This is a genomic window from Streptococcus mitis, from assembly GCF_026782865.1.
In the GTDB taxonomy this organism is placed as follows: Bacteria; Bacillota; Bacilli; order Lactobacillales; family Streptococcaceae; genus Streptococcus; species Streptococcus mitis_CG.
Genome location: NZ_JAKUXK010000015.1, coordinates 1 through 25877 on the forward strand (window position 1 = coordinate 1; position 25877 = coordinate 25877).

The 25877-nt window shown below is 39.8% G+C and carries 29 protein-coding genes and 1 pseudogene; 1 reads left to right on the top strand and 29 read right to left on the bottom strand.

The window, feature by feature from the left end; translation table 11 throughout:
* Positions 1-116 precede the first annotated feature (116 nt).
* From MK482_RS08335 to pbp2a, 5 genes are all read right to left on the bottom strand, one after another.
* Positions 117-596: a sigma-70 family RNA polymerase sigma factor gene (locus MK482_RS08335; RefSeq protein ID WP_268718473.1), complete on the bottom strand. Its 480-nt coding sequence runs from the start codon at positions 594-596 to the stop codon at positions 117-119.
* Positions 597-716: 120 nt separating this feature from the next.
* A complete protein-coding gene (nusG, locus tag MK482_RS08340; protein WP_268718474.1) occupies positions 717-1253 on the bottom strand; it encodes a transcription termination/antitermination protein NusG in 537 nt (178 codons plus the stop codon).
* A gap of 53 nt (positions 1254-1306) precedes the next feature.
* Positions 1307-1483, bottom strand: a complete 177-nt coding sequence (secE, locus tag MK482_RS08345) for a preprotein translocase subunit SecE (protein WP_001210991.1) — start codon at positions 1481-1483, stop codon at positions 1307-1309.
* Between the two features lie 9 nt (positions 1484-1492).
* Entirely contained in the window at positions 1493-1645 is a 153-nt protein-coding gene (gene rpmG / locus MK482_RS08350) for a 50S ribosomal protein L33 (RefSeq protein ID WP_033674018.1), read from the bottom strand.
* Between the two features lie 52 nt (positions 1646-1697).
* A complete protein-coding gene (gene pbp2a / locus MK482_RS08355) occupies positions 1698-3893 on the bottom strand; it encodes a penicillin-binding protein PBP2A (protein WP_268718475.1) in 2196 nt (731 codons plus the stop codon).
* Between the two features lie 86 nt (positions 3894-3979).
* Here pbp2a and MK482_RS08360 point away from each other — a divergent pair, with 86 nt between their 5' ends.
* Positions 3980-4855, top strand: a complete 876-nt coding sequence (locus MK482_RS08360) for an RluA family pseudouridine synthase (protein ID WP_326845886.1) — start codon at positions 3980-3982, stop codon at positions 4853-4855.
* 67 nt (positions 4856-4922) lie between these two features.
* Here the strand turns inward: MK482_RS08360 and gap are convergent, their stop codons facing one another.
* The 24 genes and pseudogenes from gap to MK482_RS08480 form a co-directional block, all read right to left on the bottom strand.
* Positions 4923-5930, bottom strand: a complete 1008-nt coding sequence (gene gap, locus MK482_RS08365; protein WP_000260685.1) for a type I glyceraldehyde-3-phosphate dehydrogenase — start codon at positions 5928-5930, stop codon at positions 4923-4925.
* 176 nt (positions 5931-6106) lie between these two features.
* On the bottom strand, positions 6107-7408 hold the full coding sequence (locus MK482_RS08370; protein ID WP_268718476.1) for an ABC transporter permease: 1302 nt from the start codon (positions 7406-7408) through the stop codon (positions 6107-6109).
* Complete coding sequence (locus MK482_RS08375; RefSeq protein ID WP_268718477.1) at positions 7377-8060, bottom strand: ABC transporter ATP-binding protein; 684 nt, start codon at positions 8058-8060, stop codon at positions 7377-7379. Before MK482_RS08375 ends, MK482_RS08370 begins: the two co-directional genes overlap by 32 nt.
* Before the next feature lie 210 nt (positions 8061-8270).
* Positions 8271-9191, bottom strand: coding sequence for a helix-turn-helix domain-containing protein (locus MK482_RS08380; RefSeq protein ID WP_268718478.1), 921 nt, complete (start codon positions 9189-9191; stop codon positions 8271-8273).
* A 123-nt stretch (positions 9192-9314) separates the two neighbouring features.
* Complete coding sequence (gene adhE / locus MK482_RS08385; protein ID WP_125411338.1) at positions 9315-11966, bottom strand: bifunctional acetaldehyde-CoA/alcohol dehydrogenase; 2652 nt, start codon at positions 11964-11966, stop codon at positions 9315-9317.
* Positions 11967-12295: 329 nt separating this feature from the next.
* Positions 12296-12706: an MORN repeat-containing protein gene (locus MK482_RS08390; RefSeq protein WP_268718479.1), complete on the bottom strand. Its 411-nt coding sequence runs from the start codon at positions 12704-12706 to the stop codon at positions 12296-12298.
* Positions 12693-13136, bottom strand: coding sequence for a low molecular weight protein-tyrosine-phosphatase (locus MK482_RS08395; RefSeq protein ID WP_268718480.1), 444 nt, complete (start codon positions 13134-13136; stop codon positions 12693-12695). The genes MK482_RS08390 and MK482_RS08395 overlap by 14 nt, the downstream gene beginning before the upstream one ends.
* A gap of 46 nt (positions 13137-13182) precedes the next feature.
* Positions 13183-13482, bottom strand: a complete 300-nt coding sequence (yajC, locus tag MK482_RS08400) for a preprotein translocase subunit YajC (RefSeq protein ID WP_261077134.1) — start codon at positions 13480-13482, stop codon at positions 13183-13185.
* A gap of 116 nt (positions 13483-13598) precedes the next feature.
* A complete protein-coding gene (gene tkt / locus MK482_RS08405; RefSeq protein WP_268718481.1) occupies positions 13599-15575 on the bottom strand; it encodes a transketolase in 1977 nt (658 codons plus the stop codon).
* Positions 15576-15691: 116 nt separating this feature from the next.
* Entirely contained in the window at positions 15692-16315 is a 624-nt protein-coding gene (locus MK482_RS08410) for an HI_0552 family protein (RefSeq protein WP_268718482.1), read from the bottom strand.
* Between the two features lie 55 nt (positions 16316-16370).
* Positions 16371-17357, bottom strand: a complete 987-nt coding sequence (jag, locus tag MK482_RS08415) for an RNA-binding cell elongation regulator Jag/EloR (RefSeq protein WP_125453082.1) — start codon at positions 17355-17357, stop codon at positions 16371-16373.
* Positions 17358-17374: 17 nt separating this feature from the next.
* Positions 17375-18199 (bottom strand): membrane protein insertase YidC, encoded by an 825-nt coding sequence (locus MK482_RS08420; protein WP_206146679.1) that lies wholly within the window; start codon positions 18197-18199, stop codon positions 17375-17377.
* Positions 18174-18545 carry a ribonuclease P protein component gene (rnpA, locus tag MK482_RS08425; RefSeq protein ID WP_153220815.1) on the bottom strand — a complete coding sequence of 124 codons (372 nt, stop codon included), beginning with the start codon at positions 18543-18545 and terminating at the stop codon, positions 18174-18176. Before rnpA ends, MK482_RS08420 begins: the two co-directional genes overlap by 26 nt.
* A 145-nt stretch (positions 18546-18690) precedes the next feature.
* Entirely contained in the window at positions 18691-19884 is a 1194-nt protein-coding gene (locus MK482_RS08430; RefSeq protein WP_268718483.1) for an acetate kinase, read from the bottom strand.
* Positions 19885-19934: 50 nt separating this feature from the next.
* A complete protein-coding gene (locus MK482_RS08435; RefSeq protein WP_268718484.1) occupies positions 19935-20888 on the bottom strand; it encodes a class I SAM-dependent methyltransferase in 954 nt (317 codons plus the stop codon).
* Between the two features lie 60 nt (positions 20889-20948).
* Positions 20949-21536 (bottom strand): annotated as a pseudogene (locus MK482_RS08440) (class I SAM-dependent methyltransferase).
* A gap of 32 nt (positions 21537-21568) precedes the next feature.
* Positions 21569-21982: a competence type IV pilus minor pilin ComGG gene (comGG, locus tag MK482_RS08445; protein WP_223340416.1), complete on the bottom strand. Its 414-nt coding sequence runs from the start codon at positions 21980-21982 to the stop codon at positions 21569-21571.
* Positions 21960-22421, bottom strand: coding sequence for a competence type IV pilus minor pilin ComGF (comGF, locus tag MK482_RS08450; protein ID WP_268718485.1), 462 nt, complete (start codon positions 22419-22421; stop codon positions 21960-21962). Before comGF ends, comGG begins: the two co-directional genes overlap by 23 nt.
* Positions 22384-22686 (bottom strand): competence type IV pilus minor pilin ComGE, encoded by a 303-nt coding sequence (gene comGE / locus MK482_RS08455; RefSeq protein ID WP_000413380.1) that lies wholly within the window; start codon positions 22684-22686, stop codon positions 22384-22386. Before comGE ends, comGF begins: the two co-directional genes overlap by 38 nt.
* Positions 22649-23083 carry a competence type IV pilus minor pilin ComGD gene (gene comGD, locus MK482_RS08460; RefSeq protein ID WP_268718486.1) on the bottom strand — a complete coding sequence of 145 codons (435 nt, stop codon included), beginning with the start codon at positions 23081-23083 and terminating at the stop codon, positions 22649-22651. Before comGD ends, comGE begins: the two co-directional genes overlap by 38 nt.
* Complete coding sequence (comGC, locus tag MK482_RS08465) at positions 23046-23369, bottom strand: comG operon protein ComGC (RefSeq protein WP_268718487.1); 324 nt, start codon at positions 23367-23369, stop codon at positions 23046-23048. The genes comGD and comGC overlap by 38 nt, the downstream gene beginning before the upstream one ends.
* Before the next feature lies 1 nt (position 23370).
* On the bottom strand, positions 23371-24387 hold the full coding sequence (gene comGB, locus MK482_RS08470; protein WP_268718497.1) for a competence type IV pilus assembly protein ComGB: 1017 nt from the start codon (positions 24385-24387) through the stop codon (positions 23371-23373).
* Positions 24335-25276, bottom strand: coding sequence for a competence type IV pilus ATPase ComGA (gene comGA, locus MK482_RS08475; RefSeq protein ID WP_268718488.1), 942 nt, complete (start codon positions 25274-25276; stop codon positions 24335-24337). The genes comGB and comGA overlap by 53 nt, the downstream gene beginning before the upstream one ends.
* A 75-nt stretch (positions 25277-25351) precedes the next feature.
* Positions 25352-25717, bottom strand: a complete 366-nt coding sequence (locus MK482_RS08480; RefSeq protein WP_124788098.1) for a DUF1033 family protein — start codon at positions 25715-25717, stop codon at positions 25352-25354.
* Positions 25718-25877 lie beyond the last annotated feature (160 nt).

A 25877-nucleotide genomic window follows, 5' to 3' on the forward strand; every position in this document is an offset into this window, starting at 1 on the left:
GTCTTAACCCCTTGACCAACGGACCAGAGTTGTTATTTTCAACTCTTACTATTATACAGCCTTTTTGTTTTTTGTCAACTACTTTTTTAAACTTTTTTACTTTTTTGCATGAATTCCTAATGAGCACGGATATCAAACTCTTTAAACACAATACGTAAGTCTCTTAACACTCTTTGACGACCTCGGAATCGTTCATTTCTTAAGACGCGTTCTAACTCTTCTTGTTGCTCTTTAGTTTGTTTACTTCTATAATCTTTTAATGTTTCATGAAAGAGATAATAATCATCTAGCCACAGACCTCCCTCGCTTACTCGATGACTGATCTCACCTACTTCTTCATACGATTCTTTATCATATCTTCGTTTTTGACTTTCTTGTTTACGGATATAATCTAAAATCCGATTCCGGAACTTAGTCTTAAAATATTTCCTTAAACGAGGAATATCTTCTATTATTCCTTCTTCTCTACTAATCAATTCATGTAAGCAAATCATACCCTCTTGCTCCCAATCAGATAACTCCCATAAATGAAGGTAATATTCATTTCTACACTTATATACAATTCCCTGGACTTCTTCATACAATTCTTTAAGCATAATCTTCCCCTTTCTAGATACAGTTTAACAGATTCAGAAACACTTTTGTCCCATTGCCCCCATTCTGCTCTCTACACCGTCTAAACTGCACAAAAAAGAGAGGACTTGCCTCTCTCAGGGTTATAATTCTGCAATTTGGTTTAGGTTTACTTCTGCAACTGTGTCATTACCAAACATAGTGATAATCATCTTCACTTTATTGTTATCAATCTCTGTAATCTTACCAGTGTAGTCTGCAAAAGCACCATCAATAATACGTACAGTTTGACCAACCTCAACATCGAAATCAAATTCTTGAACAGTTTGTCCCATAGATACCAAAATGTCACGAATTTCTTGTTCCAATAATGGAGTTGGTTTTGATCTGTTCCCGTGAGATCCAACGAATCCTGTAACGTTCGGAGTATTTCGAACAACAAACCAAGCTTCATCTGTCATGACCATTTCTACAAGAACATAACCTGGAAAGCGATTTTCTTCTACTTCTTTTCTCTTTCCATTTTTTTCAACTTGCACTGTTTGTGTTGGAATTTCAACACGTAGAATGTTATCCAACATATTGTAGGTTTGTGCACGTTGTAATAGATTTTCTTTTACCTTATTTTCATAACCAGAATAAGTTTGTAAAACAAACCACCCTTTATCAAAACTATCCATGATATTTCCTTTCATAATAGAAGATCTCTAGTGTAAACAACTCCACTAGCCTTCTAAAAAATGTTAATAAATCGAATCAAACCTGAAACAATCAACTGGTCAAAAATGTAAATAATTACTACAAAGAAAGCTGTGTATTCCATGATAGAACGAAAATCTCTCCAGCTTTCCTTGCGAGTTGGCCATGTTGTGTCTTTAAGAAGTCTAAAAATATCTCCAATAAAACGCATCGCTCTCTCCTATCTCGTTTCTCTATGTATAGTGTGCTTACCACAATGTTTACAAAATTTATTTACTTCTAGTCGTGTTGGCTTGGGGTTTCCGCTGATCTTTATTGAATAGTTTCTCGAACCACAAACCGCACAAGCTAGGCTTGCTTTTTTTAGTGCCATAACGCCTCCATCTTATCTATTATAACAAGAAAGCTAGGCTTTGACAAGCATCTTAACGAAATAGATTGACTACCGAATCCCATATCGTTTGAGCCTTTTCCTTAATTTTAGCATCCGAGATAGCACGACTGGCCTCATCTACCAGATTTTGCGCACGACTTCTAATATCAGAAAGGGTATCATCCGTCTGATTCGTTTCATTACTCTGCACTTGATTTCTTGTATTGGCTGGTGCAATTCCATTTTGCTTATAAGCATTTTCAACCGTAAAGGTACTTCCTGGCGTATAAGGTAAAATGGTATTGGCAATGTTTCTAAAGACATGGGCTGCACCGTTTGAAGTAGAGCCAGCTAGATAGTGATTTTCATCAGTCGTCGGGAAACCAAGCCAGTGACTAATCACTACATCCGGTGTATAACCAATTACCCACTGATCACTTGTATATTCTGGATTGAAAACCGCTTCAGTTGTACCAGTTTTTCCTGCCATTACATAATCTGCAGGCGATGAACTAATACCGGTACCGTTGGTGAATGTCCCCAACATCATACTGGTCATCTTATCAGCTACAGACTTATCAATCACCCGTTTTTGTGAATTTTTATGGCTTGCAATAACTTGTCCACTAGCATTTTCAATTCTACTAATAAAATGAGCTTCAGGCATTAAACCTTCATTTGCAAAGGCAGCATATGCTTGAGCCATTTGCAGAGGATTGGTTTCGACACCACTTCCCAAGGCGACACCAAGAACACGGTCGACCTTTTCCATGTTGAGCCCGAATTTTTCGCCTGCCTCAAAAGCCTTGTCGACGCCCAAATCATTAACAGTGGCAACAGCAGGTAGATTAAGCGATTCTGCCAAGGCTTGATACATAGGAACTTCTCGACTCGTTTTGATTCCTGCATAGTTATCAACTTTATAGCTGTCGTACTGCATGGTATGGTTATCCAACTGCTTATTCAAAGCCCAGCCTGCTTCAACTGCTGGCGTATAAACAACTAAAGGCTTGATTGTAGAACCAGGGCTACGTTTTGATTGAGTTGCATAGTTGAAATTCCGGAATCCAGTTTTATCATTGCCAGCAACTTGACCGACAACTCCACGAACTCCCCCTGTTTTCGGTTCGAGAGCTACACTTCCTGATTGAGCAAATGTTCCATCCTCTGCCCTCGGAAATAACGATGTGTTTTCATAAACAACCTGCATATTTGCTTGGTAATTTTGGTCCAGCTCTGTGTAAATGCGATAGCCATTATTGACAATCTCTTCCTCTGTTAGATTATACTTGGAAACAGCTTCATTAACCACCGCATCAAAGTAAGAAGGATAGCGATAATCTGAGATTTTTCCTTCATACTTATCGTGCAATTGCGAAGTCATATCAACTTCTGCAGCTTCGGTTTCTTGATTTTTATCAATATATCCTGCTGCAACCATATTCTGCAAGACAGTATCGCGCCGATTGGTAGAATCTTCTACGGAATTCAAGGGATTATACAGTTCCGGCCCCTTGAGCATCCCTGCCAGAGTCGCAGCTTGATCCAAACTCACTTCTGACGCAGAAACTCCAAAGTATTTCTTACTCGCATCTTCTACACCCCACACACCATTTCCAAAATAAGCGTTATTAAGGTACATGGTTAAAATTTGATCCTTACTATATTTTTTTGTTAATTCTAAGGCAAGGAAAAATTCTTTCGCTTTTCTCTCAACAGTTTGATCCTGCGACAAATAGGCGTTTTTAGCCAGCTGTTGGGTAATGGTAGAGCCACCACCTGAACGTCCAGCAGTGACAATAGCCAAGAAGAAACGACCATAGTTAATCCCGTCATTTTTATAGAAAGAACGGTCTTCTGTCGCAATAACGGCATTCTGCAAATTTTTACTGATATCAGTCAATTCAACATAAGTTCCTTTTTGACCAGACAAGGCACCTGCCTCCTTTTCTTCACGGTCAAAAATGAGTGTTCGAGTTTTCAAGGCATTTTGCAAATCATTGACATTGGTTGACTTGGCTACAGCAAACAAATAGGTTCCAACTAGCAAGCTCGCACTCAAACCTAGTATAAGGACAATCTTTGTTAGATGATAGCGACGCCAGAATTTTCGAATCGGACCCACTTGGGCTAATTTTTTTCGATCACTACGAGAGCGACGTAAGCTAGTAGAATCAGAGTCCTCTAGTTCACTTGTTTCTTTTTTAAAAAGAGAAAGAAATTTCTCAAATAATTTATCTAATTTCATGCGTTTATTTTATCATCTTCATCATAGGAAGACAAGAATTTAGCTATTTCCTATCCAAATAGGGCTTTTTTTGTTACAATATCTGTATGCAATTCACATTTACATTACCAGACTCTCTACCTCAAATGACGGTAAAGCAATTACTTGAGGAACAGCTCCTCATCCCTAGAAAAATCCGTCATTTTTTGAGAATCAAGAAACATATTTTGATAAATCAAGAAGAAGTTCACTGGAACGAAATCGTAAATCCTGGAGATGTTTGCCAGTTAACTTTTGACGAGGAAGATTATCCCGAAAGAGAAATTCCTTGGGGCAACCCAAACCTCGTTCAGGAAGTTTATCAAGATCAACACTTAGTTATTGTGAACAAGCCAGAGGGGATGAAAACGCATGGTAATCAGCCAAACGAAATCGCCCTTCTTAACCATGTCAGTGCCTATGTTGGCCAAACCTGCTATGTCGTTCATCGTCTGGACATGGAAACCAGTGGCTTGGTTCTCTTTGCCAAAAATCCTTTTATCCTGCCTATTCTCAATCGCTTACTGGAGAAAAAAGAGATTTCTAGGGAATATTGGGCACAGGTCGACGGACATATCAACAGCAAAGAGCTTGTTTTCAGGGACAAAATCGGACGTGATCGCCATGACCGCAGAAAACGAATAGTTGATACAAAAAATGGGCAATATGCTGAAACACATGTAAGCAGATTAAAGCAATTCCCAAACAAAACTTCCTTGGTTCGTTGCAAACTAAAGACAGGGCGAACCCATCAGATTCGTGTGCACCTTTCGCATCATAACTTCCCGATCCTAGGTGACCCTCTCTATAATAGTAAATCAAAATCAAGTCGGCTTATGCTTCATGCCTTTCGACTTTCCTTTACCCATCCACTTACATTAGAGAGATTAAGCTTCAATGCATTTTCAGATACTTTTGAAAAAGAATTAAAAAAGGATGGATGATTGTGTCATCCATTTTTTAATATTTAAAAAGCAAGACCAGAGGCCTTGCTTTTTATCGACTCAAGAATTATTTAGCGATTTTTGCGAAGTATTCAAGAGTACGAACAAGTTGTGCAGTGTATGACATTTCGTTGTCGTACCATGATACAACTTTAACCAATTGTTTACCGTCAACGTCAAGAACTTTAGTTTGAGTTGCGTCAAACAATGAACCGTAAGACATACCTACGATATCTGAAGATACGATTGGATCTTCTGTGTAACCGTATGATTCGTTTGAAGCTGCTTTCATAGCTGCGTTCACTTCATCAACAGTAACGTTCTTTTCAAGAACAGCTACCAATTCAGTAACTGATCCAGTTGGAGTTGGAACGCGTTGTGCAGATCCGTCAAGTTTACCGTTCAATTCTGGGATTACAAGACCGATAGCTTTTGCAGCACCAGTTGAGTTAGGAACGATGTTTGCAGCACCAGCGCGAGCACGACGAAGGTCACCACCACGGTGTGGTCCGTCAAGGATCATTTGGTCACCAGTGTAAGCGTGGATAGTAGTCATCAATCCTTCAACAACACCAAAGTTGTCTTGAAGAGCTTTAGCCATTGGAGCCAAGCAGTTTGTAGTACATGAAGCACCTGAGATAACTGTTTCAGTACCGTCAAGAACGTCGTGGTTAGTGTTGAATACAACTGTTTTAACGTCGTTTCCACCAGGAGCAGTGATAACAACTTTTTTAGCTCCACCTTTAAGGTGTTTCTCAGCTGCTTCTTTCTTAGCAAAGAAACCAGTAGCTTCAAGAACGATTTCTACACCGTCAGTAGCCCAGTCGATTTGTTCTGGATCACGTTCAGCAGAAACTTTAACGAATTTACCGTTAACTTCGAATCCACCTTCTTTAACTTCAACAGTACCGTCGAAACGACCTTGAGTTGTGTCGTATTTCAACAAGTGTGCAAGCATAACTGGATCTGTAAGGTCGTTGATGCGTGTAACTTCAACTCCTTCTACGTTTTGGATACGACGGAAAGCAAGACGACCGATACGTCCGAAACCGTTAATACCAACTTTAACTACCATTAGTGATTTCCTCCTTATGAAAATCATGAAATTTTTATTGTGAAAAGAGTAACTTGAATCACTACAAATCACCTTTCAACAAACCTATTATATAACTATTTAACTTTAATTGCAAGTACGGGCATTGTTTTTCTATGTCAGTTTCTTTTTAAGGCTATAAATCAAGAACTCCCTTACTATTCATATCGTAGCGATTCTACAGGATCCATTTTACTAATTTTACGTGCTGGGAAGTAGGCTGAGACATAACCAAGTAATAGAGCGAAAGCTAGAGTTCCTAAAATAGATAGAAGATTTAATTCAAAAACCTTCGTGATGGATGGATAAAAGTGATTTACAACCGCATTCGCCAAACTTCCCACCCCTTGTGCAACCAAAAATGCCAGCAACAAGGCAACGCCTACAATCCAGATAGCCTCGTAAATAAAAATTCCTTTGACATCACGATTTTGATAACCAACTGCCTTCATGACACCTATTTCCTTAGAACGTTGCATGATATTGATGTAAATAATGATACCAATCATGACCGCTGCTACCACAATAGCTTGTGATGAAAGCACAATCAACAATCCCTGAATGACACGAATAAAGGTAATCACAATATCAAGAACCTTCTGTTGAGAAAGAACAGTATACTTCTTATTTTTTTGCAATTCTTCTGTTACCGCTTTTGTCTGTGATGGATCTTTGAGTTCCAAGATAAAATAAGATACAGCTTTTGTAAATCCAGCTTCTTTCAAAATCGTTTCCATTTGGTTAGACGGCATAAAACTGTTGCTGTCCTCCATGTCATCTTCATCATTGATTACACGCACAATCTTCGTTTGAAATTGAGCAGTCTTGCTAGCTTCGGCAGCATTTTCTACAATACTTGCTGAGACTGATTTGCCAATAACATCACTAGCTGTCAGATTGTTTCCTGTCTGTTCATTCCAATTTTTTAGTAAACTGATTGGAATCGTTAATCCCTGTTCATTTGTATCAGTATAGAGGGATCCAGCTACCACTTTGTCCTTTTCATTACTACTAACAGAAATACTTGTATCCTCATAGAGACTCACTACTTGAGCATAAGAAGGCATCGTTTGACTCAGATCCATTTCTTGCCCATCTATAGTAATATTTGACATGTTCATCCCAAAAGGACTCTCCAAATATTTAATAGCTTCTTTCCCAACTGTATCCGTGATATAGTTCTTATCATCTTGGTTCAAAAAGCCTCGTCCAATATTTTTTGTGTTTAAAGCAATCTGAACTTGAGAAGGGATTTGACCTCCATTCGTATTTTCATCAATCATCGAAATCAAGGCATTTCCCAATCCGAAAGAAATTAAGACTCCTACAAAACCGATTGAGGTTGCTAGCGCAATCAATAGGTTACGCCACTTTCTTTCCAGAAAGTTATTTAAAGAAAGTTTGAATTTGTTTTTCAATGATAATCCTTTATTTTTTGACTTCTTCAACGACTTCACCATCCTTCATTCTGATAATCACATCTGCATATTCGGCAACCTCTGGATTATGGGTTACAATCAACACTGTTTTCCCTGTTTGGGCTAAATTTTTGAACACTTCTAATACCATTTCTTGGGATTGAGAATCCAGCGAACCCGTTGGCTCATCGGCTACAATCATATCTGGTTGATTTACCAAGGCACGCGCTATTGCTACGCGTTGCTTTTGCCCGCCAGAAAGCTGTTTAACATTTTTAGCCATAAAAGACTCCATGCCCAAGTTACTTAATTGCTCCTTTGCAATCATTGTCATCTCCCTGTCAGATAAGTCTTTGACATAGAGAGGTAGCTTGACATTGTCCAAGACAGACTGATGAGGAATGAGGTTAAAGTTTTGAAACACAAATCCAATCTTATCTTTACGAAATTGAGTTAGTTCAATCTCTGATAAGTCACGGAGGGATTCCCCTTTAAATTCTAAAACTCCTTCATATTGTCTATCTAGACCACTGATAATGTTTAGCAAGCTAGTTTTGCCACAACCTGACGGCCCGTAAATCGCTGTAATTTTACCTTTTGCAATCTGCAGGTTAATATTTCTTAGAGCCTGCTCTTGATGTTTACCGTCCAAAGTGTAAAACTTTGAAATATTTTTAATGGATAAAATGGACATTCTTTCCCCCTTATTTAAAACTGTTATCTTCATACATCATAATTATAGAAAATCCTTCAAACTACATCAGCGCTGATTTACCCTTTAAGTCTACTACTTAGAACTTTCTCTCTATTCCCTAGTTTGCTTCTGGATGTATATCAAGTAAAATTCATTTTAACAAAAAAGCGACATTTCTCCAATGACAGAAATGTCACTCCTATAAACTCTTTAACGATATCTTTCTAGATCCTCGGCCCATTCATTATCTAAACTAACGAGTAACTTCTCATTGCCAAACATCCTTGCCATCATTTTTGCTTCTTCATACTTTTGTTTGGCTGTTTCATAATCCGTCTGAATATAATATTTCCACTCAAGCATCAAGACAATCGGTTGTTTTTGAAAATCTCGTGTTTTTTGCCCTATTTTATTTAAGGTCTCGACTGCCCTCTTAAAATAATGAAGCAATCCCATAATCTCTATACAAGTTAAAGAAGCTAGTAAGGAATCTCTAAGTAAACCTAAACAATCGAACTCTATCTTATCAATCTGCGAACTTAGTTTCTCATGAAAATAAAGAATATTCTCATACTCAGATTCTTTTATTTCACCCGCTTTCAAACCATCCATTAAGTTACATGCAAAATACAACCTCAGTCTCAATAGATCCTCCGCTTTATATACATCTATGGATAGTAAGTCCTGCAGACCATTTTTAAGCACACTTTCACCATACAAGGAATTACTAGTTGCTCTTACTGCATCTATGGCTTGAAGACAATCTACTAGCACTTTCTCATCACGTGGCAAATCATCATAAAAATATTCAAAAATCTCATCAAAATATTCTTCCTTCTGTTCCTGCAACTCTTTGTCCCCATAGTCAGGATGATGAAGAAGAAAGTATTTTAATTCTTGGTAACGTTTAGGTAATTCCTTATAGTCTGGCATCAAGACATAGGATGGAATATCTAGTCTATTCGCTATATATTCTAGTGTTTTTATCGTAGGACGAAATTCTCCTTTTTCGATGCGCACTAACTGACGGACTGACAGTTCTGACTCATCTCCACAAAAAACAGGGCGATTAAGTCCTTTCTCTTCTCTTAAAAGTCGCACTTTATCCCCTAAGTCATTTGTCTTGTTCATTTGCTCCTCGCATGATTATAAAAGATTTGATTTTCAAACAAATATATGCGATGATTATACCATTTTTCAAATAGAATTACAAAAAAAGAGACAGGAAATTCCTGCCTCTAGGCTGATAAACGATTATTTACGACGTCCTGGACGTTCTGCATAACCATAGTAAGCATCTGCCATGATTTCTTCCATGTCAGCTACCATTGGCAAGCGTGGATTTGCAGGAGAACATTGGTCTTCATAAGCAAGCAAAGCAATTTCATGCAAGCTGTCTTTCCAAGCTTTTTCATCAATTCCTTGATCCTTGAAGTTCATCTTGATACCTACTGCAACACCAAGTTCGTAAACAGCTTTAGCGTATGCTTCAACTGCTTCTTCTGGAGTTGAGTGAGGCAAGCCAAGCATTTTCGCGATGTCTTGGAATTTCTCATCAGCTTTCCAATAGTTGTACTTAGGCCATGTAGTTGTCTTAGATGGACGAGTTCCGTTGTAACGGATAACATATGGAAGCAAGATAGCATTTGTACGTCCGTGAACAGTGTGGTGAACACCACCAATCTTGTGGGCCATTGAGTGGCTCATACCAAGGAAGGCATTGGCGAAGGCCATACCAGCCATTGTAGACGCGTTGTGCATTTTCTCACGAGCTTCTGGGTCAGCTGTCTTAACAGATTTTTCCAACCATTCAAAGACAAGTTTGATTGTTTGAAGCGCAATACCATCTGTATAGTCGTTAGCGAAGTTTGAAGTATAGGCTTCAGTCGCGTGAGTCAAGACATCCATACCTGTATCAGCAGCGATAAAGTCTGGAACTGATTCAACCAAAGCAGGGTCAACAATGGCAATAGTCGGTGTCAATGAGTAGTCAGCCAATGGGTATTTGCGGTTGTTTTTCTTATCAGAGATAACGGCAAATGGTGTTACTTCTGAACCAGTACCTGAAGTTGTTGGGATACCGATGTACTTCGCTTTCTTACCAAGTGATGGGAAGCGGAAGGCGCGTTTACGAATATCCATGAATTTTTGGACCAAGTCACGGAAGTCGATTTCTGGTTGTTCGTAGAAGAGCCACATTACTTTGGCTGCATCCATTGGCGAACCACCACCAAGAGCAATGATTGTGTCTGGTTCAAATGCTTTCATCACCTCAGCACCACGTTCTACAGTTGTGATGTCTGGATCTGGTTCAACATCTGAGAAGACTTGGATAGTTACACGGTTGCTACGTGCGTTCAATTGATCGATAACACGTTGAACGAAACCGAGTTTTTCGATAGATTTGTCTGTAACAATCAGAACGCGTTCAATATCTTCACATGTTTGAAGGTATTGGATAGAATTGCGTTCGAAGTAAATTTTTGAAGGAACTTTAAACCATTGCATATTATTTCTACGTTTCCCTACTTTCTTGATGTTTAGGAGGTTAATAGCGCTCACGTTATCACCAACAGAGTTACGTCCGTATGAACCACATCCAAGTGTCAATGATGGGATGAAGGCATTGTAAACGTCACCGATACCACCGAAAGTAGATGGAGAGTTCCAGATAATACGCATAGCTTTGATTTCTGTACCAAAGCGTTTAGCAAGCTCTTCGTCTTTTGTATGGATAGCTGCTGAGTGACCAAGTCCGTTAAACTCAACCATTTGACGAGCTTTTGTAAGACCATCTTCTGTGTCTTCAGCTTTTAGGACAGCAATAACTGGTGACAATTTTTCACGAGTCAATGGTTCTTTTGGTCCTACTTCCTCACATTCTGCAGCCAAGATGTTTGTTCCTTCTGGAACGCTGAATCCCGCTTGTTCTGCAATCCATGTAGCTGGTTTACCAACAATATTTGCATTTAGTTTAGCACCCGCACAGTTTTTGCTGTTTGCTTTAACACCGAAACAGAATTCTTCAAGAAGTGCTTTTTCTTTTTTGTTTACAAAGTAAGTGTGGTATGATTTGAATTCTGCTACAAATTCGTCATACACTTCTTTATCAATGATAACCGCTTGCTCTGATGCACAGACCATACCATTATCAAATGATTTAGACATCACAATGTCATGGGCAGCTTGACGAAGGTCAGCTGATTTTTCTACATAAGCAGGAACGTTTCCGGCACCTACCCCAAGAGCTGGTTTCCCACATGAGTAAGCAGCTTTAACCATGGCGTTACCACCAGTTGCAAGGATAGTCGCAATACCTTCGTGGTTCATAAGCGCTCCAGTTGCTTCCATAGATGGCTCTGTAATCCATTGAACACAGTTTTCAGGAGCTCCAGCTGCGACAGCTGCGTCACGAACGATTTGAGCTGCGTGAGCAGAAGATTCTTGAGCTGATGGGTGGAAGGCAAACACGATTGGATTACGTGTTTTCAAAGCAATCAGTGATTTGAAAATAGCTGTTGATGTTGGGTTTGTTGTTGGAGTGACACCACACACAACACCGACAGGTTCTGCAATTTTAGTCAATCCTGTAACGGGATCATCTTCGATAACTCCGACAGTTTTAACTCCGCGCATGTTATTCACAACGTGTTCACAGGCAAAAAGGTTTTTTGTCGCCTTGTCTTCAAATACACCACGACCAGTTTCTTCAATTGCATGTTGTGCTAGGATACCGTGCGCATCAAGAGCTGCAACTGAAGCTTTCGCTACGATGTAGTCAACTTGTTCTTGGTTCAACTTGCGCATTTCATCAAGCGCAACCAAAGCTTTTTGTACTAGTCCGTCTACATGCTTTTCAGCAGCGAGTTGTTTTTGCTCAGGTGTTACAGTTTTTTTATCAGCCATATTTTCCTCCATAGCCTTTAAGGATTTTATCCTTTGTTAATTTTTTCACAAGTTTATTATAACTCTTTTTTTATGTTTTGTAAACAGTTTCATAAACATTTCACAAAGAATTTTTGCGATATTGTGAAATTAATCTCAAATACGTTATAGTATCCGCTTTTAACTAGATGATTGTGAAATAACAACAAAAAAATTTTTATTTCACAATCCTAACAAACAACGAGAAAACGCTTTCTTGTTTCTTGTAAAAAAACCTCCATGTCTGTACTGACCCCAAAAAGTTAGACAGAAAAAATTTAACTTTTGGGGTGCAGTTCAGTCAGGAGGTCTTATTTTTGTTGAAAGATACCTTGTTTGAAGGTCCCTTCATAAACGACTTCTTGTTCTGTTGTTAGTTTCCCTTTTCCTTCAGCCTGACCATTTACAAAATCACCTTCGTAGGTCCAGCCTTCTTTAGATTGAAAAGTTCCTTTTCCATTGAAGGCGCCATTATTGAAACCACCTGTATATTGGTCTCCATTTTGGAAGGTAATGGTACCTTGACCATTCATTTTACCACGGACAAGACTGCCGTCATAAACAATCATTCCATTATCAAGCTTTAGAACACCTTTTCCGGGAATATTTAGAAAAAAGACGAGTAGAGCACAAAAAACAATGGCAACTACTGCCAAAAGCTCTAAACGTGGACGAGTCAGATAGACACGATACTTCTCGTAAAAATTCTTAAGATTTTCCATCTTTACTCTCCTTTTCTAAACGTTCTAACCAAGCTTGACAGCCCTCTTGAACACGCTGATAGGTTTCCTCAAAATCTCCTGTATACCAAGGATCTGGAACACTTTCAGATGCAAATGAGTAAATCTTATCTTGACAGTCTACTGGACACATCTGACGTAAGTCAGAAACATTTGAAGCGTCCATTCCGATAATATAATCAAAGGCTTCAAAATCTTCCTTACTAATCTGAAGCGATGTCTTGCCTTTTTCATAAGGAATCTCATACTCTTGAAAAATCCCTTGAGTTCCCTTATGAATCGGATTGCCATGTTCCCAAGAGGACGTCGCTCGACTTTGGATTTCGTAGTTATCTGTCATTGATTTCATAACAAACTCGGCCATAGGGCTGCGACAAATATTTCCCAGACAGACAAAGACCAGTTTTTTCATCCCATTTCCTTTCTTTTATAGAAAAACGGGAGTTAGTGATCCCGTCTTATTTTTCAATTACACCTTCTAATGAAGCTGTTTCTTTCAGCGGTAATACTGTCTTGATAGCAGCTAGTTCAAACGTCAAGTAAACTCCATCTACATCAAGAACAATTGTTCTCTTCTCCGTATCTACTTCATCGACTGTTCCATAAAGTCCACCGATTGTAATCACTTCATAGCCTTTTTGTAGTTTATTCAAGCTTTCCATACGTTTTTGCGCTTGTTTCTTTTGAGAGCGTTGCGTAAAGAACATCAAGCCCACCATAAGGACTAGCATGATTAAAAATGTATAATTTGGATTCATTCTATTCTCCTTTGTCTTTTACATAGGACTACTATATCAAATTTCAGCTACTTTTACAAGATTGTACCTTGCTTTTCTAGTAAGAAAAACCAGAGCTTGCGCCCTGATTTTTAGGATTATTTCAAGTTTTGAACGACTTTTACAAGATTTTCAACAGTAAAGCCATATTCTGCCAACACTTTTGGTGCTGGAGCAGAGGCTCCAAAGGTATCAATACCAAGAACTGCACCATCTAGTCCAACATATTTGTACCAGTTTTGACTTGCACCCATTTCGACTGCAACACGACGGCGAACTGCATTTGGAAGGATTTCTTCCTTGTAAGCTGCATCTTGTTTATCAAAGACATCTGTAGATGGCATGCTGACTACGCGGACTTTTTCGCCTTGACTAGCCAATTCTTTAGCAGCTGAGACAGCTAGATTGACCTCTGAACCTGTCGCAATCAAGATTGTATCAAAATCTGCTGCATTTTCATAGACGACATAAGCACCTTTAGCAACCTTGTCGAAGTCTGTTCCCTCTTCAACAGTCAAGTTTTGGCGGGTCAAGACAAGGGCAGTTGGCGTTTTCTTACTTGTTACTGCAAGGTACCAAGCTGCTTGAGTTTCACGCGCATCTGCTGGACGGAAAACATTTAGATTTGGCATAGCACGAAGACCTGCTAAATGCTCAACTGGTTCGTGCGTTGGACCGTCTTCCCCAACCGCGATTGAATCGTGGGTAAAGACATAAGTCACGGGAAGTCCTTGTAAGGCTGACAAGCGAACAGCTGCCTTCACATAGTCAGAGAAGACGAAGAAAGTTCCACCGTATACACGAAGTCCACCATGAAGAGCCATCCCGTTCAAGATTGTTCCCATGGCAAATTCACGAACACCAAACTGAATGTTACGGTTCAAGCGGTTGGAATCGTCTTGAAGTCCGTCAGTCTTGATATAAGTCATGTTTGAGTGAGCAAGGTCAGCTGATCCACCTAGGAAGGTTGGTAACTTAGCCGCCACAACATTCAAGGCATCTTGGCTTGAATTACGAGTTGCTTGAGAGAAACCATTTTCTAAAGCTGGGAAGTCTGCTGGAGTCACTTCAACTGGATCACGTCCATCAATAATGGCTTCTACTTCTGCAGCCAATTCTGGATGCGCTTCTTTATAGTCAGCAACTAGCTTTGTCCAAGTTTGATAAGCTGATGCACCACGGTCTGCAACATGTTCTTTGAAATCAGCATACACTTGTTCTGGGATTTCAAATGGTTCGTAGTCCCAACCAAGGGCTTGACGAGTTGCTGCAGTTTCATCTGCTCCAAGAGGAGCACCGTGTACAGCATTAGTTCCTTGTTTGTTTGGAGAACCGTATCCAATAACAGTCTTCACTTCAATCAAAGATGGTTTGCCTGAAGCTTTAGCTGTTTCGATAGCAGCTTGGATTGCTTCCAAGTCTGTTCCATCTTCTACCAAGGCAGTATGCCAACCGTAGGCATTGTAACGATCACGAACACTTTCTGTAAAGGAATCCTTTGTCTCACCATCCAAGTTGATGTCATTTGAATCATAAAGGACAACCAACTTATCTAGCTTTTGCAAACCTGCGTATGAAGCCGCCTCACTTGAGACACCTTCCATCAAGTCCCCATCTCCACAGATAACGTAAGTATAGTGGTCAAAGATATTGTAGCCTTCGCGGTTATATTTGGCTGCCAAGAAACGTTCTGCCTGGGCAAAACCAGTGGCAGTTGAAATCCCTTGACCTAAAGGACCTGTTGTAGCATCAATTCCTGCTGTATGACCAAATTCTGGGTGACCTGGTGTTTTTGAACCCCATTGACGGAAACTCTTGATCTCATCCATACTAACATCTTCAAAGCCAGAAAGGTGAAGAAGGGCATAAAGGAGCATTGAACCATGACCAGCTGAAAGAATAAAACGGTCACGGTTAATCCAGTTTGGTTGATCTGGATTGATACGAAGTTGTTTTGTAAAGAGGCTGTAAGCCATCGGAGCCGCTCCCATAACCACACCTGGGTGACCTGAGTTAGCTTTATTAATGGCGTCAATACCTAGGAAACGAATTGCATTAACAGATAGATTTGACATAGAATTTCCTTTCTATTTGAGGTGATTACTGAATCACACATTCTATTTTACTATTATATGAAAAAATACATAGAATAGCAATTAAACAATTCGACGCTAGATAAGTCTCCTATTTTCTACTTTCTGGTCGCCTGATAATAGGGAAGCAAGCGTTCATAAGCTTCTTCTAATTTTTCTAAAATAACTTCTAATGATTGATTTTCTATAAAAGAAACATCTGCCTTAATTAAAACTTTTCGGATTTCTTGACTTCCTACCTTCTCGACTAAGACATGACGATTTTCTTCGTTCGCCTCCCACCGTTGACTTTGGCCATCAGAGTAGACTAGATAATAAATACCTTCTATCACTGGAACTTCTAGGACCTTGGCCTGCTTGCCTAGAGTTTGCTCATCCTTCTTACGCTCGATAAAACTGACTTCTAGTGAGACTCCAAAATCAGAAGGACTTCCATATAAACGTAAGGCAATCATAGGTTCTGTCACTTGTCCGTCTCTCTGTAGATAGACCCAGAAATGTGGTCGCAAACGCTGTGCTTGGTTCATCCACTGGCTAGTCTGTTGGAGTTGCCATTCTGAATGGCTTGCTTGAAAGACTTTGGCCAGTTCTGTAAAAGCCTTTCGTGCCTCTTGACCTTTGTGGCGGAATGCCAGCATTTTTTCTCGCTCTTCTCCTGCTTTATCAGGATTACGGTACTGCAAACCAGCAAATTCTAGATAATTTCTTATTTCATTTAACATCCGTTTAATCTCCTTTAGCTAGCAAAAAATCAGGATGAACCTGATTTTGCTTTGCTTATTCTGTATCTACGACAACATAGCGATTTGGCTCGTCACCCTCAGAGTAACTCGTCACGCCATCCATGCGTGAAATAATGCGATGGATAATCTTGCGTTCGCTATTTGACATTGGATCTGTTTGTCGGCTGCGACCTTCTTCTAAAACACGAGTCGCCAATTTTTGCGCATAGGTCTGCAAGACTTCTGCACGGTGTTCAACATAATCATTGACATTAATAGTAATGTAGAAGGTTCTTGAATAGCGGTTATAAAGATAATTTTGAGCCAATAGCTGCAAGGCTTTCAATACTTTACCATGATAACCGATAATACGCCCTGGCTCATTTGTATCAATTTGCAAATTGATGCTACGACGGTTATAATCATTTGAAATCGTCGCTTCAACGTCCATGTCATCAATGATTGTTTGGACATAAGTCGTTACTTCCGTAGCTACTTGTTCAATATCAAAGCTTGGTTCCACCTTTAAGTCTAAATCTTCGATAAATTGACTAGAAGGTTCTTCTGTGTCGAAAACTGACTCAGAAGCAGAAACAGTTTCATCTGTGCTCTCTTCTAGTTGCAATTCATTTAGAATTGAAATATGACCAGTTTCTTCCAAAATAGTGCTAGCATGTTTTTCATTTTTCAATATTTCAGCCTTGACTTCATCAGAAACCCCTTGACCTTCTTCTTCAATCTTTTTAATTGCTTCTACAACATGCCCCAAATCAACGGTCGCTTGACTGACTGTTTTAACTGGTTCATTTTTTTCATTGACTTCTTTAGGAACACCCTTTACAGCTTGTTGATTTGCTTTAATGACAGTTGTTTCACTAATAGCTTCAATATCAACCTGGGCTGGTTTTTTACCAAATAAACCAAGAAATCCATTTTTTTCACGAGAAATGACTTTGATATGAGCTTTCATCCTTGGAATATTTAATTCTTCCAATCCTTTCTGGATTGCTTCTTCAACAGTTGAACCTGTAAATACTACCATTACCAGATTCCTCCTTATTATTTCGTTTTCTGAGCCTTTTTCTTGGCTTTTCTTTTTCTATTTTCCAAATCTTTCTGTGCCTGAGCTACCGCCTCTCGCTCTGCGATAATCTTGAATGGGTTGTTCAAGAAATAGGTTTGCAGGACTTGATAAGCATTGGACACTGTCCAGTATAGGGCGACTCCACCTGGCGCATAAACTGCAAAGATAAAAATCAAGACTGGAATCCCATACATCATCACAGTCGTAGCGCCATTTCGCTCAGACAAGGCTTTATTGGATAACCAAGTACTTAAAAAGGTAAATACTGCCGCTAAAATCGGAAGAACAAGGGTTGTATCCACACCACCAAGGTTAATCCATAAGAAATGACCTGTCTTTAAAAAGTCAACTCTTGATAGAGCTTGGAACAAGGCCAAGATAACCGGCATCTGAATCAAAATCGGCCAAAGAGAATCTGACTGTCTGACACCCATTTCTTTAAAGACTTTACGCATTTCTTGCTCTAGCTTGGTTCTGCTTTCCATATCTCGACCTGGATATTGTTCTCGAAGCGCCTTAATGCGTGGTTGAGCTTCCTGCATTTTTCTAGAAGCTACCATTTGCACCTGAAAGACTGGCAAGAGCAGTGTACGAATCAAGACCGTAAAGAGAATAATCCCTACTCCGATACTGATATCAAACGATAAAAAGCGAATGATTTCCGCAAAGAAGTAAACAAATTTACTCCAAAAATCAGCCGATTCGGCTGTAATATCGCTAGTTGTCCCATTTGTTGCACAGGCTGTCATGATCAATAGAGACAGTCCTAGCAAACTAGTCAACTGTAATTTCTTTTTCACTCCCATTTCCTTCCTGGTAAATCTTTGATAATTTTAATACGTGGAGTAGATTTTTCTCCATCTCTGCGTATCCCAAGTTTTCAACCCCTTTTCGAGCAATGACAACAAAATCAACGTTTTCTTCCAGACTCCCTTTTACATTCTGAATAATATGTCGAATTCGTCGCTTAATTTGATTTCTAGTGACCGCATTCCCCAGTTTTTTGCTAACTGATAGACCTACTCGAAAATGTTTTTTCTGGTTTTTCAATTGGTAGACAACAAATTTGCGGTTAGCAAAACTTGTTCCCTCCTTGAAAATTGCCTTAAAATCTTTCTCTCTTTTTACACGAAAGTTTTTCTTCAAAACTCAACTCCATCTATTAAATTACTACTATTATACCATATTTTTCAAAAAAGCCAATCATAGCAAGGTTTTGGACAATTTCACCAGAAAAAGAAGCTGGAAAAATCTCTTTCCCAACTCCTTGTACTAAATATTTTTTCTAGTTTTACTTATTTTTCAAGCGTTCAACGTCACGAGCAATGACCAATTCTTCATCTGTTGGAATAACCAAAACACGGATTTTTGCTTCTTCTGTTGAGATGTCTCCTGTTGATCCAAAAACATTCTTTTCAGGATCAACATCACAACCAAACCAAGTAATACCTGAAATAACTTTCTCACGGAAATGAGCCGCATTCTCTCCAACACCCGCCGTAAAGATAATAGCATCAGCTCCGTTTAAGACTGCTAGATATTGACCAATGTATTTTTGGATACGGTCAACATACATTTCATACGCCAAAGTTGCATCATGATCCCCAGCTTCTACAGCTGCTTCGATATCTCTCATATCACTTGATTTAGCAGATACACCCAACAACCCTGACTCACGATTGAGAACGCGACTGATATCCTCTGGCGTATTGAAATCCTCTGTATATTGCATTAAGTAAGGGATGATAGCAGGGTCAATATCTCCAGTACGAGTACCCATCATCACTCCAGCAAGCGGTGTGAATCCCATAGAAGTATCAACTGACTTACCACCGTTAATAGCTGTAATTGATCCCCCGTTTCCGATATGGCATGTAATCAACTTCAAGTCTTCCAAAGGTCGTCCCAAGAGTTTTGCAGCTTCTCCTGCTACAAACTGGTGACTTGTACCGTGGGCACCATATTTACGAACCTTGTTTTCTGTGTAATATTTTGTTGGTAGAGGGTAGCGATAAGCTTTCTCTGGCATAGTTGTGTGGAATGAAGTATCAAAAACAACTACACTGGTAATGTCTGGCAACAATTCCTTGAAGGCACGAACACCTGCTGCATTGGCTGGATTGTGGAGAGGAGCCAACAAGCTCAATTCTTCAACTTTTTCTAAAACATCTCCCTCAACGACTGTTGATTCTTTGAAATATTCTCCACCTGCAACAACACGGTGTCCAACACCTGTAATCTCGTCATAAGCCTTGATAATATCGAAACGAATCAAGTCATCCAATAAGATTTTAACAGCTTGTGTGTGATTTTCGATATCCAAAATTTGTTGTTCAGAACGGCCGTCAAATTTTACAGTTGAAATTGAATCTTTCAAACCGATACGTTCAATCAAACCTTTCGCCAATACTTTTTCTTCTGGCATTAAGTATAATTGCCATTTCAAACTTGAACTTCCTGCATTGATTGCAATTGTTTTTGTCATAACATGATACCCCTTTTTAAGCGTTTTCATCTATTATAACAAAATCTATTTTATATTTCAGTACCTTGAGTCCATTTTTGAAAATTTTCTTTAAATTTCATTAAAACACTTGCATCTTGCAAGCTAGCAAGCGGATAAACAAAAGGATCTACTGCTGTTTCACTTTTCTTCTGTAAGATAAAAATCGTCTTGGATTGTTTAGCACTGGCAAAAAGATTTTCAGGCAGACTAATCATGGCAGTCAAACTTGCCTCCTCTTTCAACCAGCCTTTCAACAAGTCACTTTGAGGGCTGGTCAACAAATCACTCGGAGCGAGAAAAATAGCGTATCCATCTGACTTGAGGTACTTAAGTCCTTGTTCCATGAGCAAGTGATGGGCGTAAGTATGTTCTTGACTAGAAGCAACTTGATGGCGCGACGCAACGGCATCATCAGGATAATAGCCGACAGGCAAGTCGCTGATGACCACATCGCTTTCTTTGAGCATTTGTGGACGAACGGCATCTCCTTGGACAAAGCCAGCCTGCAAACCAATTACATCTGCCATGCTAGCTGCCAGATCAATCAGCAAATCATCCACTTCCATTCCCAAGTAATCCACCTTTTTATCAAGCGAGGTCAATAAAGTAGCGCCAAGAATTCCCATCCCAGAACCCATTTCAAGGATAGTAATTTCCTCCTCTTTAAACAACTCTTCCACAATAAACACCAAAAGTAAAGCAATAGCATCCGGTGTAAACTGGTGATTGGCCTGCAAGGGTTCTGTTTGCCCAGCCTTCATCAAGAGAAAATGGTAGGTCTTGAGCCACTCTTCTTTGCGTAGTGCTAAACGCTTAAGGGCTTGATTGTTGTCTTTGACCTGCTCTAACTCAGTCTCACCATCCAAATAGATGCTGTTTTGCTCCACCAGGGCGTCATAAAAGTTGGTCGCCAAATCACTTTGAATGACTTGGACATTCTCTAGTAAATAGGTATAAGCTTGTTCAATTTTTTCAAAATCCATATTCCTATCTTATCAAATTTCCCTTCTTTTTTCCATCCTTATAGAAAAATCACTCCCTGACTAGGCGAGTGATTTTTGGGCTACTGTTAAAAAGAGTTCTGAGTAATTTCCTTGAAACAGGTCTTCAGCGCTATAGAGGATCTGACTATGCACAGATGAAAAACCAAACTGGGTTAGCTTGTTTTCCAGTTCAACCAATTCAAATCCATGATGGTTAGCTTCTGTCTTGGTAAAATCAGCAAGTAGGAGTTGTCCATCTTCCTTCAAATGTTGATGAAACAGTGAGAGAGCCGCATCCAAATCAGGCATATGATGAAGAACACGACAAACAACAATGAGATCAAACTCTTGCTCTAAGGGATTTTTCAGTAAATCTTGTTCCAAAAACTGGATATTCTTGATGTCTTGCTGCTCCGCTTTCAAACGAGCTTGCTCAAGCATTTTCTCCGAAATATCCACCAATGTTACAGACTTGGCCTGCTTGGCTAGGGGCAAGGTTAACAGGCCCGTCCCTCCACCGAAATCCAAAATTTCTTCGTCTGATGGAGCATCAAGCTATTTCTCGACTGCTTGACATACCAAGTTTGCAAGGAAGATATTTTTAGGTGAATCAAAAGTTTCTGCTTTGTGGTTAAAATCATGTTTCATATTTTTAGTTTAGCACAAAGTAGCCTGATTAGCTAGGAATTCTCTTTCTTTTCAACCTTCTCTTCTGATTTTTTCTTCTCTGCTTGATTACTTGAATCAGTCACTACCTCTTCCTTTTTATCTGTTTTCTCTTCTTTGATTTTGACTGAGGGAAATAGGAACTCATATTGACTCTTAGGCGTACGAACCCTTGTCACCAAGCTTGTTTTCTTATTTTGATAGCTCACCTGCCCCAGATTAAAGGCCTGTTCCCCACTTTCTTGCTCGGCTTTATCCTTGGTTCGCTTGGCCATAGCAAAAGCGACCAGCTTTTCTTTATTTAAAGCATAGTCTTGATAGTAAGCGACTTGTCGGTTCAAGTAAAATTGTAACAAAAGACTAAAAATGGCTGCCATGGTGACTGCATAGAGGAGAACACCTGCCTTAACTTTTTTCTTTTTCCACACGATAGATGAACTCCCTTTCTAAGCCTTTTTGGAACTGGAAATGAAAACGCACCAACTGATTGTCCTCTGTAATATGCGCAGATTTGAGTCCATAAATCATAGGCTGATATCCTCGTCCACTGGCATCAGTTTTTCGAAAATCATCCGATTTAGACTTACCTATCGCAATTTCCTTGCCATCCTGCTTCATATAAATGAGATTGCCTTCCACTTTTTCAAACTGCGAACGGTCTAATTCTGCCTCCAGCTGGTCCACAAACAAGAGCCACTCTTTTTGCTCGCTTTGCTGCTGGTAGCGAACTTCTGAAATGAGGAGCTGACTCATGGCTTGAAAGAGGAGCAAACTTCCACTGATGACAATGAGGGCAATCAGGGATTCTAACAAGGTAAAAGCCTTGACCTTATGGCTCTTTGATCGCCAACAACTGTTCTGAACCATGGTAGACCTCCAATCCTTTTTCACTAGAAAACACCTGAATCTCAACTCCGTTGATATTTACCTGATTTTGACCTGTCTGCAAGGCCATCTTAGCTACACGCAAGACTTCTTCCTTTTGCAAGATTTTTGCTTCTTCTTGCCTATTCTTTTGAATTTGTCCCAAAAGAAGGGTCGCAATGCTGGCAAAGATAGCTAGAGCGACGACTGCTTCCAGTAAAATCACTGCCCTAATTTTTTGTTTCCTTAATGCGTTTAATTTTTCCATTTCCTAGATATAACTGATAGCGAATCGTTCCTTTACTGGTCTGAAATTCAACCTTATCCAGGGACGAATTGCCCCCAGCTCGATCAAATGTAATACTTTGGCCTGATGGTGCCTGCATTCCTTTAGGAACTGTTAACTTTTGACTGCCATTACTGATCGTCTGCCCATCTAAGTTTAGACTAGTCTTTTGCTGACTGGCTACACTGCGTTTTTGGGTTTCCCGATAGAGTTCTTCAAACTCCATAAAGAAAATCTGTTCCTCTACCGCCGCAAAAGTGGACTGGACTGAACCGGACAAGCCCAAGGCAAGGATACTCACAAGACCCAAAACCAAGAGACTTTCAAACATGGTAAAGGCCTTAATCCGCGACCATTTGAGTCTTATTTTGTTTTGCATGATATTCTTTATAAGCTTTAGCTTGCTCTTCTGTGATTCGCCCATCTGCTTGTAACTTACTTAGGCTAGCATCTTCATTTTTATCTAAGCTATAAAGCTCTGCCTGGCTTTCCACCACCTTAACAACAGCAGCTTTTCCTTTGTCATTGACTGCTTCTTTTTGCTTGGTCAAATTAGGTACAAAGAGCAAGAGAAGCACGCTGATGATGAGCAAGACAACCAACATTTCCACAAGTGTAAAAGCTTTAACCTTAGCTTTTTTCAAGAATGTCATCATTTTTTTCATGTTAAAAATTTACCTCCATATTTTGATACATGGGCATGAGCATTGCCGCATAAAGTAAAACGATAATCAGAGCCACAAAGATAAAGACCAGTGGCTGCACCAAATTCATGGTGCGGTTAATTCGAGTAAAAAAAGCTTCCCAAGTTTTTTCAGCATAGATTTCCAACTCACTACCCAGCTTGGACTTGACTTCACCATACTCGATGATGAGACTCAACTCCTTTTTAAAGAAAGGATAGGTTGCTATGGCTTGAGAAAATTCGCGACCATTTTGTAGGGCTTGAGCCAAATCTTGACCGATTTCTTTAAAGAGATGAGAACCTTGTTCCTGCATGATTTGAAAAATCTGCGTCAACTCCATTCCCTGCGAAATCATATTCCCCCATTCACGCGCATAATAGGCTGTCAAATAGGTCTGCACAAAGATTCCAAGAAAAGGAATGCGTGCTAGGATAGAAAAAACGTGCATCTTTGAACTTCTTTTATAAAAAGTTAGTGCTAAAAGGACACCTACCGAAACAAACCCTACCATTCCTAGAAGGATTTGTGGCAGATTGCCGATAATTTGGGTGGCAATATTGCTACTATCCAGTTGTGGTAGTAGGTAGTTACGTAGCCCCAGCATGATTAAGAGAAGAAAACCTAGTAAAATCAAGGGATAGGTCGCTACTTCAATTAACTTTTTCTTGACCTTGGCTAGATTGTCTAGATACTCTTCTATCTTTCCCAAACTCAGGTGGAGATTTCCATGGACTTCCGCTAGGGATAGCTGGGTCACAATAGCACTTGAAAAGCCCAAACTTTCCATCATTTCTGAGAATGATTTCCCCTGAGACAAGCCCGTGCGCATCTGGGTCACGCACTGCTTGTCCAACAAGGCACTCCTATCTAAAAAAGAGATGGTCTCCACCAGATGAAAACCGCTGGAAAAGAGATTGTTAAACAAGGTGATGATATTTTTTTGCTTAGCTGTAGCTAATTTTTTCCGTTTCAGCTTGAAGGCTTGTGATATGTCCATCTTCAAGAAGCTGGTCAATCTGTTCATTCCAGCTAGTTGGCTGGTGTTCTTGATAGTCTTTATTTGCAAAGTCAACAATTCCTCCTCCCCCGATTAATCTCTGGTAGCAGACTCCTTGCAGAACGACTGCCAATTCCTCCTCACTCACACCCAACTCCAGCAGGCGCTCATAAACACCTCGGATACTCTTGGCATGAATGGTTGAAAAGACTGTCGCCCCTGTCAAACTAGCTCTGACCACTGCACGCGCCGTCTCGCTGTCACGAATTTCTCCGATAATCAAGAGATCAGGACGATGCCGTAGGGAAAGCTTAATCAGATTTTCATAGGTCAGCCCAATCGCCTCATTCAACTGCAACTGGAGCATGTCGTCCTGCTTGATTTCGACAGGATCTTCTATGGACATAACTTGCTGTCCTTTAAAGAGAGACTTGGCCAATTCATGCATCAGGGTTGTCTTGCCACTTCCGACTGGACCAGCAAAGAGATAGAGACCACGTTGCCTGTACTGCTTGCCCAATTCATCAATATCTTGAAACCAAAAATGCAAATCCTGCTCCTCATCATGCAACAAGCGAATCACTAAGCTCTCATGCCCTCGATAGTCGCCTACAGTAGATAAACGTAAGGACGCCATCTTCTGGTCATATTCATAATCACAAGAACCAAGTTGACTACGTCTCTTTTCTCCAACATTCATACCCGCCACAAACTTAAAGTGACTGATGACGGCCGCAAACTTTTCAAAATCATAACAACCGATTTTACAGCGCTCATCTCCGACCCTCATATGAAGCTCATAGGCGTCTAACTTAGGGACAAAATAAATATCCTGTGCCCCTTTTTTCCGAGCCGAACGAATGATTTCTTGTGCAATTTCTTTAACCATACTTACCTCCTCACCTATACTATTCGCAAAGATTTGGAAAAATAAAAAAAGCAACTCCAAAAAGTTACTTTTTCTCTATCTTAATTTCATACGGCAAGAACGGTGCCTTTCCTGACCTGTTTGTTTTTCATAGCCTGGGCGTAGCTTTTCGTCTGGAATAACCTGCTCATCCTGCAAAAGAGCTAAAGAATGGTATTGTTGTAAATACTCATCACATTCATCACACCAGCGTTGGTCTTCTGGATCCCAAAAAATGGTCATCAAGTCACTTCTACTTTTATAAAGAGGGGATTCTTGTTCCAATCTAAACCAGCAAGTTTTGTAGTATTTGAGAGCATCATAATACTGGTCAAATTTTCTACTTGCTACAATATCTTCTTCCCAACCTTCTATAAACCACCAAGGTTCAAAATCTCCGTACATTTCTATAACACGATACATATTCATTCATTCCTTTGTACCGTATATTATAACCAATTCCGCTAAACAAGGAAAGAAATATGCTCATTTCTTAATTTCCAGATAAAAAATCCAGCCATCTGGTGGAAGACTGAATTTGATCTGCTGCCTTACGGACTAATAGTCACATAATAAAAAAGCA

What these genes read in the sequence shown, in the direction of transcription:
- jag (WP_125453082.1), bottom strand. Translation starts at nt 17,357, where the DNA reads ATGGTAGTATTTACAGGTTCAACTGTTGAAGAAGCAATCCAGAAAGGA.
- comGA (WP_268718488.1), bottom strand. Translation starts at nt 25,276, where the DNA reads ATGGTTAAAGAAATTGCACAAGAAATCATTCGTTCGGCTCGGAAAAAA.
- MK482_RS08375 (WP_268718477.1), bottom strand. Translation starts at nt 8,060, where the DNA reads ATGTCCATTTTATCCATTAAAAATATTTCAAAGTTTTACACTTTGGAC.
- comGE (WP_000413380.1), bottom strand. Translation starts at nt 22,686, where the DNA reads ATGGAAAAATTAAACGCATTAAGGAAACAAAAAATTAGGGCAGTGATT.
- rpmG (WP_033674018.1), bottom strand. Translation starts at nt 1,645, where the DNA reads ATGGCACTAAAAAAAGCAAGCCTAGCTTGTGCGGTTTGTGGTTCGAGA.
- MK482_RS08480 (WP_124788098.1), bottom strand. Translation starts at nt 25,717, where the DNA reads ATGTATCGTGTTATAGAAATGTACGGAGATTTTGAACCTTGGTGGTTT.
- comGF (WP_268718485.1), bottom strand. Translation starts at nt 22,421, where the DNA reads ATGGTTCAGAACAGTTGTTGGCGATCAAAGAGCCATAAGGTCAAGGCT.
- MK482_RS08360 (WP_326845886.1), top strand. Translation starts at nt 3,980, where the DNA reads ATGCAATTCACATTTACATTACCAGACTCTCTACCTCAAATGACGGTA.
- comGB (WP_268718497.1), bottom strand. Translation starts at nt 24,387, where the DNA reads ATGGACATATCACAAGCCTTCAAGCTGAAACGGAAAAAATTAGCTACA.
- pbp2a (WP_268718475.1), bottom strand. Translation starts at nt 3,893, where the DNA reads ATGAAATTAGATAAATTATTTGAGAAATTTCTTTCTCTTTTTAAAAAA.
- MK482_RS08335 (WP_268718473.1), bottom strand. Translation starts at nt 596, where the DNA reads ATGCTTAAAGAATTGTATGAAGAAGTCCAGGGAATTGTATATAAGTGT.
- MK482_RS08395 (WP_268718480.1), bottom strand. Translation starts at nt 13,136, where the DNA reads ATGAAAAAACTGGTCTTTGTCTGTCTGGGAAATATTTGTCGCAGCCCT.
- comGC (WP_268718487.1), bottom strand. Translation starts at nt 23,369, where the DNA reads ATGAAAAAAATGATGACATTCTTGAAAAAAGCTAAGGTTAAAGCTTTT.
- secE (WP_001210991.1), bottom strand. Translation starts at nt 1,483, where the DNA reads ATGCGTTTTATTGGAGATATTTTTAGACTTCTTAAAGACACAACATGG.
- MK482_RS08380 (WP_268718478.1), bottom strand. Translation starts at nt 9,191, where the DNA reads ATGAACAAGACAAATGACTTAGGGGATAAAGTGCGACTTTTAAGAGAA.
- adhE (WP_125411338.1), bottom strand. Translation starts at nt 11,966, where the DNA reads ATGGCTGATAAAAAAACTGTAACACCTGAGCAAAAACAACTCGCTGCT.
- yajC (WP_261077134.1), bottom strand. Translation starts at nt 13,482, where the DNA reads ATGAATCCAAATTATACATTTTTAATCATGCTAGTCCTTATGGTGGGC.
- MK482_RS08435 (WP_268718484.1), bottom strand. Translation starts at nt 20,888, where the DNA reads ATGGATTTTGAAAAAATTGAACAAGCTTATACCTATTTACTAGAGAAT.
- gap (WP_000260685.1), bottom strand. Translation starts at nt 5,930, where the DNA reads ATGGTAGTTAAAGTTGGTATTAACGGTTTCGGACGTATCGGTCGTCTT.
- MK482_RS08370 (WP_268718476.1), bottom strand. Translation starts at nt 7,408, where the DNA reads ATGGTGAAGTCGTTGAAGAAGTCAAAAAATAAAGGATTATCATTGAAA.
- MK482_RS08390 (WP_268718479.1), bottom strand. Translation starts at nt 12,706, where the DNA reads ATGGAAAATCTTAAGAATTTTTACGAGAAGTATCGTGTCTATCTGACT.
- tkt (WP_268718481.1), bottom strand. Translation starts at nt 15,575, where the DNA reads ATGTCAAATCTATCTGTTAATGCAATTCGTTTCCTAGGTATTGACGCC.
- MK482_RS08430 (WP_268718483.1), bottom strand. Translation starts at nt 19,884, where the DNA reads ATGACAAAAACAATTGCAATCAATGCAGGAAGTTCAAGTTTGAAATGG.
- MK482_RS08410 (WP_268718482.1), bottom strand. Translation starts at nt 16,315, where the DNA reads ATGTTAAATGAAATAAGAAATTATCTAGAATTTGCTGGTTTGCAGTAC.
- comGD (WP_268718486.1), bottom strand. Translation starts at nt 23,083, where the DNA reads ATGCAAAACAAAATAAGACTCAAATGGTCGCGGATTAAGGCCTTTACC.
- nusG (WP_268718474.1), bottom strand. Translation starts at nt 1,253, where the DNA reads ATGGATAGTTTTGATAAAGGGTGGTTTGTTTTACAAACTTATTCTGGT.